We start from the raw sequence: 6,000 nt of genomic DNA, 5'->3' as shown, positions 1-6,000 counted from the left end.
CCGGAGAGGGCCTTGCGCTCGGCCTCGGGAATGCCGAGTTTTTCGAAGGTGTCCTGGATGTCCTCGGGGAGGTCGTCCCAGCTGTCGGCGCCCTCGCGCTTGTCGACATCGGGGCGGATGTAAGGGACGATCTCTTCGATGTCGAGTTGGGTGAGGTCGGGCTGGCCGGGCCAGTCGGTGGGCAACGGCATGTTCTGGTAGTGCTCGAGCGCACGCAGGCGCCGGTCGAGCATCCAGTCGGGCTCGTCTTTGTCCTCGCTGATCAGCCGCACGACCTCCTCGGTGAGGCCCTTGCCGGACTTGAGCGCGGAGCTCTCCTCTTTTTTGAACTCGAAGCGCTCCTCGGTGTTGGTCTCCTGAAGCTCCTCGTCGGTACTCATACGCGTAACTGCGTACCGAAGCCTCTTAACTTCGTGGCCGAATACGGGCGCGAAGAAACCGAAATCAGTTACGAACGCCGCGAAACGTATGGAACTACGATTCCGTTTCGACGTTGGCGTTGGCGTCGGTGGCGGTCGGGTCGGCGTCGGGTTCGACGTCCGGGTCTTTCATCTCGTCGAGCTCGTCTTCGATCTCCTGGCGGCCCTTCTTGAACTCGCCCATCGCCTCGCCGGTCGAGCGGGCGAGCTTCGGGATCTTGTTGGCCCCGAACAGCAGGACGGCGATGAGGAGGATCACCATCATCTCCATCCCGCCGGGAATCGGGCCGAACAGCGGAATCAGTTGCGTCATCTCTACCTCAACGTTTCCGGCCTCACTTGTAGGCTTTTCCCCTGTCGCGCCCGGCTCGGACCGTACGAGTGGCCTTCAAGTGAGTGGGGTTCGTACTCCCGGCCGAATGGACGTAGCATCCTCCAAGGGCCGGACGATTCTGGCGGCGACCGGCCTCGGGGTCGGCGGCTTCGCGTTCGCGTCGGTCCTAGTCACGGTCGCCTCGCTGGCGCTGATCGTCGCTGGTATTCCGCTGATGGAGCGCCCGACGCTCCTGCTCGGGCTCTCGACCGTCATGGGCCAAGGCGTCGCGTTCGGCACGTTCGCGCTCGCGTACCTCCGGTACACCGACCGCGGACTCGGGTTCGTCCGCGCCCGCGTCCCGACGCTACGGGACGTGGCGTGGTCGATCGGCGGGCTCCTCGCGCTGTTGGGCGGGCTGGTCGCCATCTCGGCGGTGTTCGCGTCGCTCGGCGTCGAATCGGCGTCGAACACGGTCGAACAGTACGCCGAGCAGGACCCCCGGGTCTACCTGTTCTTGATCCCGATGTCGTTCCTGTTCATCGGTCCCGGCGAGGAACTGCTCTATCGGGGCGTGGTGCAGGGCCGGCTCCGGGAGGTGTTCGGCCCCGCGCTCGCCATCGGCGCGGCCAGCGTGATCTTCGCCGGCATCCACATCTTCTCGTTGCAGGGGCAGGGCAAACTGGCGTACCTCGCCATCCTGCTGGTCCTCTCGCCGATCCTCGGGTTCGCCTACGAGGCGACCGACAATCTGGTTGTGCCGTCGCTCATTCACGGCGCGTTCAACGCGGTCCAGTTCTACGGCGCGTACGTGGCCGCCACCGGCGGGGTCGGACTCGCCGTCCTCTAGGCGCCGGCCCACCGGACGACCCGAAACCGATCGTAGCCGCCGTACGCGAGTTCGAGCGCACCCATCCACCAGTTCCACCGTTCGGGAAGCGAGAGCCCGTCGGGCGCGTCGTCGAGGTTCTCGACGACCTCGCCCGCGGTCAGCTCTCGACCCGCGTCAGCTCGGAACTGCCCCGAGTCCGCCAGATCGCGGGCCTGTCGCGCGACCACCCGCGTGCCCGGTGCGTCGGTCCCGAAGGCTTCGCCAAGCAGTCGTTCGAATCGCTCGTCTGTCTCTGTGTTCATCGTTTGGTGTCGTCGACCCCGTCCCGTCGGAGACGGCCGGGCCCACGGTGGCTACGGTCGCTCAGTTGTAAAGTCCGATGGCCTTAATCTGCTCTTGATACCGATTGCGGATGGTGACCTCGGTCACCTGCGCGACGTCGGCGACCTCCCGCTGGGTCTTTTTCTCGTTGCACAAAAGCGAGGCGGCGTAGATGGCGGCGGCGGCGTAGCCGGTCGGGGATTTGCCCGAGAGCAGTCCCTTCTCGGAGGTCACGTCGATGATCTCGTTGGCCTTGCTCTCGACCTCCTCGGTCAGTTCGAGCTCCGAGCAAAAACGGGGGACGTACTTTTTGGGGTCGACCGGCTCCATCCCGAGCGCGAGCTCCTGGGAGATGTACCGATAGGTGCGGCCGATCTCCTTGCGTTCGACCCGCGACACCTCGGCGACTTCCTCGAGGCTTCGCGGGATGCCTTCCTTCCGGCAGGCGGCGTACAGCGCGGCGGTGGCGACCCCTTCGATCGAGCGCCCCCGAATCAGGTCCTCCTTGAGCGCGCGCCGGTAGATCACCGACGCGACCTCCTGAACCGACCGGGGAACGCCGAGCGCCGAGCACATCCGATTGAGTTCGCTCAGGGCGAACTGGAGGTTGCGCTCGCCGGCGTCTTTGGTGCGGATGCGCTCTTGCCACTTTCGGAGTCGGTGCATCTGACTCCGCTTTTTCGAGGAGATCGACCGGCCGTAGGCGTCTTTGTCCTTCCAGTCGATGGTGGTCGTCAACCCCTTGTCGTGCATCGTATTGGTGGTCGGGGCACCGACCCGGGACTTCTCCTGGCGTTCGGAGTGGTTGAACGCCCGCCACTCGGGCCCCCGGTCGACGTTGTTCTCCTCGACGACGAGCCCGCAGTCCTCGCAGACGACCTCGCTCCCCCCGGCGTCGGCCACGAGCGATTTCGACTCACACTCCGGACACGTTTCGACCCCCTCCGACTCCTCTGCGGTGGTCTCGGCGGCTTGCTCTCGCTCGCGCTGGCGAATGGGCCCCGTCATGAGTCTATAACCGTACGCGACTTTGATAGATAAACCCTCCGCGAACTCCGATACCGGTTTCGTGGTTCTCGGGGCCGCGTCGTCGGACCGTTGGTCTCGGCGGTCGAGCCCGGGATTTATACGTGTTCCCGACGCCCTCACGCACATGGCATCGTCACGACCGACCGTCTACGCGGTAGACGAGTACGACCCCCTCGAATTCGACGCGGTCCTCGTCCGGGAGGACGCGCTGGTCTGTCTCGACGGCACCGACTCCGTCCGAGTCGTCCCGATGGACAAGGTCAACCACGTCGAGGCCGACCCCGACTCGATGCTCGTCGAGCGCGAACTCCCCGAGACGTTCTACGGCGGCGGCGAGTACGGCTTCGTCGACGTCGAGGCGTACCCCGACCTCGAACAGCACCTCGAAGAGCTCGAAGCCGAGCAGTACTGATAAGCCGGGCCCCGACCAACGCCCGGCCATGAACGTCTTCGAAGACCGCACCCGACGCTGTCAGCGCCGGCTTGCGGCGGTCGGCGCCGACGCGGCCGTCCTGTTCCCGAGCGCGAACCTCTTTTACGCCGCGGGGTTCCGCGAGGAGCCGATGGAGCGCCACCTGTTCCTGTTCGTGCCGAGCGCCGACGAGGACGACCCGGCGACACCCGGCGACGATCCCGTCTTCCTCGCGCCCGAGATGTACGACGAGCAGATCCGGGACGCCTCGTGGGTCCCGGACGTCCGGCTGTGGGCCGACGGCGAGGACCCCGCCGAACTGACCGCGGAGATCGCCGACGAGCTCGGGCTCCGCGGGGGTCGCCTGCTGGTCGACGACACCATGTGGGCGCGGTTCACACAGGACCTCCGGGCCGCGCTCCCGGACGCGACGTTCGGGCTCGCCAGCGAGGTGTTCGACGACCTCCGGATCCGGAAAGACGAGGCCGAACTCGACGCCCTCCGGCGGGCCGCCGCCCTCGCCGACGAGGTCAGCGTCGCGGTCCGAGAACTGGGCGCCGAGGCGGTCGGGATGACCGAGTCGGCGCTCGCCGACGAGATCGGCCGCATGCTCGCCGATCGGGGCGGCGACGGCGTCGCCTTCGAGACCGTGGTCGGCGCCGGGCCGAACGGCGCCAAGCCCCACCACCGCCACGGCGACCGCGAGATCCGGCGCGGCGACCCGGTGGTCCTCGATTTCGGCGCGTACGTCGACGGCTACCCGGGCGACCAGACCCGGACCGTGGTGTTCGACGGCGAGCCCCCGGCCGAGTACGAGACGGTCCACGAGACGGTCCGGGCGGCCCAGCGGGCCGCCGTCGAAGCCGTCGAGCCCGGCGTCCCCGCGGAGGCGGTCGATCGGGCCGCCCGCGAGGTCATCGAGGAGGCGGGCTACGGCGACCGGTTCGTCCACCGCACCGGCCACGGCGTGGGGCTCGACGTCCACGAGGCGCCGTACGTCGTCGACGGTAACGACGCCGAACTGGAGCCCGGGATGGTGTTCAGCGTCGAGCCGGGGATCTACCTCGACGGGGCGTTCGGCGTCCGGATCGAGGACCTCGTGGTCGTGACCGAGGACGGCTGTGAGCGACTCAACGACTCGCCCCGGACGTGGGAGCCGCTCTGAGCCGATGGCGTACGTGAGCCACGCTGTCCGGTCGATCCGCGAGGAGCCGATTCCGGGCGAGACGGTCCGGCTCGTGGTGACCGCCGCCGACGACGCCGACATCGCCGACCTCCGTGCGGCGCTCGACCCGCTCGGCGAGGTGGTGGACGAACTCCCGTTCGACCGCCTGCTCGTCGCGGTCGACCACGACCGGGTCGGGGCGGTCTGTACCCTCGACGCCGCGAGCGCGGTCGAGACCGACGCCACCATCGGCTTCCCGTCCTAACGCCCGGCAGGCAGTTTGAAGTGACCGTCCGGTGTACGGTGTTGGGGGACCGGGGGATGCACGCAGAGAGCACACCACGAACGGGGGGAATCCACGACGAGCGGGTGTCGACGATGGGGCGACGGCGGTTCATGGACACGCTACGGACGCTCGGGTTCGGCCTGCTGTCGTCGCTGTTTCTGACGACCGAGGACGTACTGGCGGCCGACGACGACGAGGTACCGGTCGTCTACGGGCTGACCCGCGACGACGGCGAGCTCCGACCGCGGCACAAGACCGTCCCGGCCGACTGGTACGACGACTTCCGGGAGGCGTTGGCGGCCCACGACCGACTCGGCGCGATCGCCACGGAGGGCGTGGCGAACTCGGCGGTCGAGCCGGGCGAGTACGGCGGCGCGAACGCCGCCATCCGGGTCGAGGTCACCGCCGAGGAGGCCCGGGGTGCGGTCCCGGAGGCGATCGATCAGGTGCCCGTGGAGGTGACCCGCGTCGACTCCCGGAGCCGGAAGACCGACCCCGAGGAGCTGTCGAACCCGAGCGCGCCGACCGACCCGGGCGTCCCGGGGAGCGTCGCGGTGAGCAACGGCGAGATGTTCGGCACGCTCGCGCCCGCGTTGCGGGACCCCGCGGACGGCTCGACGTACTTTGCGACGGCGAACCACGTCTTCGGCGGGTCGGACAATCAGGGCGAGCCGTTCTACCTCCTCGACGGCGACCGGACCCGGATCGGGACGGTCTCGGCGGGGTTCCCGAAGGCCGATCTGGTCTGTGCCACCCCGGAGGAGGAGTTCGAGCCCCTCCACCGAATTCGGGACGTGTCGCCGGGTCGGGTGCTCGGGCAGTTCACCCGGGCCGGGCTCGCCGATCTAAAGGCCGAGGGCGAACCTCTCCAGAAGATCGGGGTGAAGACCGGCCACTCCGCCGGACAGATTCAGGCCGTCGACGGGCTTACCTGCGCGTACGGCGCCATCTGCAAGAACGGCCAGATCAAGTGGGGTCGCGAGTCGGGGTTCTCGGACGGCGACAGCGGCTCTGTGAACTTCCACCCCGACCCCGAGAACCCCGACGCGGGCGTGCTTGTCGGCGGGCTCAACAACGCTCGGACGTGGTGGCCCGGCGAGAACTACATCTGGGGCACGGGCGCGTATCACATCACCGAGAAACACGGCTACACGTTCTGATAGCGCTCCTCGCGGACGTCGGGTGTCCGGACTGCGGCCGAGGGCTCACCCGCGAGGACGCCG

The 6,000-nt window shown here is 68.2% G+C and carries 8 protein-coding genes and 1 pseudogene; 5 read left to right on the top strand and 4 right to left on the bottom strand.

Annotated features, from left to right (window positions below; all coding sequences use genetic code 11):
• Positions 1 to 380 (bottom strand): annotated as a pseudogene (locus tag EPL04_RS12195) (Fe-S cluster assembly protein SufB); the annotation flags it as partial.
• Positions 381 to 474: 94 nt separating this feature from the next.
• Positions 475 to 732: a Sec-independent protein translocase subunit TatA/TatB gene (locus EPL04_RS12190; RefSeq protein WP_134671626.1), complete on the bottom strand. Its 258-nt coding sequence runs from the start codon at positions 730 to 732 to the stop codon at positions 475 to 477.
• A gap of 106 nt (positions 733 to 838) precedes the next feature.
• On the opposite strand from EPL04_RS12190, the gene EPL04_RS12185 reads away from it, so the two are divergent.
• On the top strand, positions 839 to 1,582 hold the full coding sequence (locus tag EPL04_RS12185) for a CPBP family intramembrane glutamic endopeptidase (RefSeq protein WP_134671625.1): 744 nt from the start codon (positions 839 to 841) through the stop codon (positions 1,580 to 1,582).
• On the opposite strand, the gene EPL04_RS12180 is transcribed toward EPL04_RS12185, so the two are convergent.
• Both EPL04_RS12180 and EPL04_RS12175 read right to left on the bottom strand, forming a co-directional pair.
• Entirely contained in the window at positions 1,579 to 1,866 is a 288-nt protein-coding gene (locus EPL04_RS12180; protein ID WP_134671624.1) for a hypothetical protein, read from the bottom strand. The two genes, EPL04_RS12185 and EPL04_RS12180, sit on opposite strands and share 4 nt — an antisense overlap.
• Positions 1,867 to 1,927: 61 nt before the next feature.
• The gene (locus EPL04_RS12175) at positions 1,928 to 2,893 is read right to left on the bottom strand and encodes a transcription initiation factor IIB (RefSeq protein WP_134671623.1); all 966 of its coding nucleotides are present in this window, start codon (positions 2,891 to 2,893) and stop codon (positions 1,928 to 1,930) included.
• 145 nt (positions 2,894 to 3,038) lie between these two features.
• Here EPL04_RS12175 and EPL04_RS12170 point away from each other — a divergent pair, with 145 nt between their 5' ends.
• Genes EPL04_RS12170 through EPL04_RS12155 form a run of 4 tightly spaced genes read left to right on the top strand, consistent with a single transcriptional unit; the run spans position 3,039 to position 5,937 of the window.
• Entirely contained in the window at positions 3,039 to 3,326 is a 288-nt protein-coding gene (locus EPL04_RS12170) for a hypothetical protein (RefSeq protein ID WP_134671622.1), read from the top strand.
• Between the two features lie 28 nt (positions 3,327 to 3,354).
• Positions 3,355 to 4,491: an aminopeptidase P family protein gene (locus tag EPL04_RS12165; RefSeq protein WP_134671621.1), complete on the top strand. Its 1,137-nt coding sequence runs from the start codon at positions 3,355 to 3,357 to the stop codon at positions 4,489 to 4,491.
• A gap of 4 nt (positions 4,492 to 4,495) precedes the next feature.
• Positions 4,496 to 4,756 (top strand): hypothetical protein, encoded by a 261-nt coding sequence (locus tag EPL04_RS12160; RefSeq protein ID WP_167599468.1) that lies wholly within the window; start codon positions 4,496 to 4,498, stop codon positions 4,754 to 4,756.
• A gap of 56 nt (positions 4,757 to 4,812) precedes the next feature.
• Entirely contained in the window at positions 4,813 to 5,937 is a 1,125-nt protein-coding gene (locus tag EPL04_RS12155) for a hypothetical protein (RefSeq protein ID WP_134671619.1), read from the top strand.
• The last annotated feature ends 63 nt before the right edge of the window (positions 5,938 to 6,000 follow it).

It is taken from the genome of Halorussus marinus, assembly GCF_004521895.1.
Taxonomy (GTDB): domain Archaea; phylum Halobacteriota; class Halobacteria; order Halobacteriales; family Haladaptataceae; genus Halorussus; species Halorussus marinus.
Note: the sequence above shows the minus strand (reverse complement) of the source record. Positions and strands in the feature narration are given on the sequence as shown.

What these genes read in the sequence shown, in the direction of transcription:
- EPL04_RS12190 (WP_134671626.1), bottom strand. Translation starts at nt 732, where the DNA reads ATGACGCAACTGATTCCGCTGTTCGGCCCGATTCCCGGCGGGATGGAG.
- EPL04_RS12185 (WP_134671625.1), top strand. Translation starts at nt 839, where the DNA reads ATGGACGTAGCATCCTCCAAGGGCCGGACGATTCTGGCGGCGACCGGC.
- EPL04_RS12180 (WP_134671624.1), bottom strand. Translation starts at nt 1,866, where the DNA reads ATGAACACAGAGACAGACGAGCGATTCGAACGACTGCTTGGCGAAGCC.
- EPL04_RS12175 (WP_134671623.1), bottom strand. Translation starts at nt 2,893, where the DNA reads ATGACGGGGCCCATTCGCCAGCGCGAGCGAGAGCAAGCCGCCGAGACC.
- EPL04_RS12170 (WP_134671622.1), top strand. Translation starts at nt 3,039, where the DNA reads ATGGCATCGTCACGACCGACCGTCTACGCGGTAGACGAGTACGACCCC.
- EPL04_RS12165 (WP_134671621.1), top strand. Translation starts at nt 3,355, where the DNA reads ATGAACGTCTTCGAAGACCGCACCCGACGCTGTCAGCGCCGGCTTGCG.
- EPL04_RS12160 (WP_167599468.1), top strand. Translation starts at nt 4,496, where the DNA reads ATGGCGTACGTGAGCCACGCTGTCCGGTCGATCCGCGAGGAGCCGATT.
- EPL04_RS12155 (WP_134671619.1), top strand. Translation starts at nt 4,813, where the DNA reads ATGCACGCAGAGAGCACACCACGAACGGGGGGAATCCACGACGAGCGG.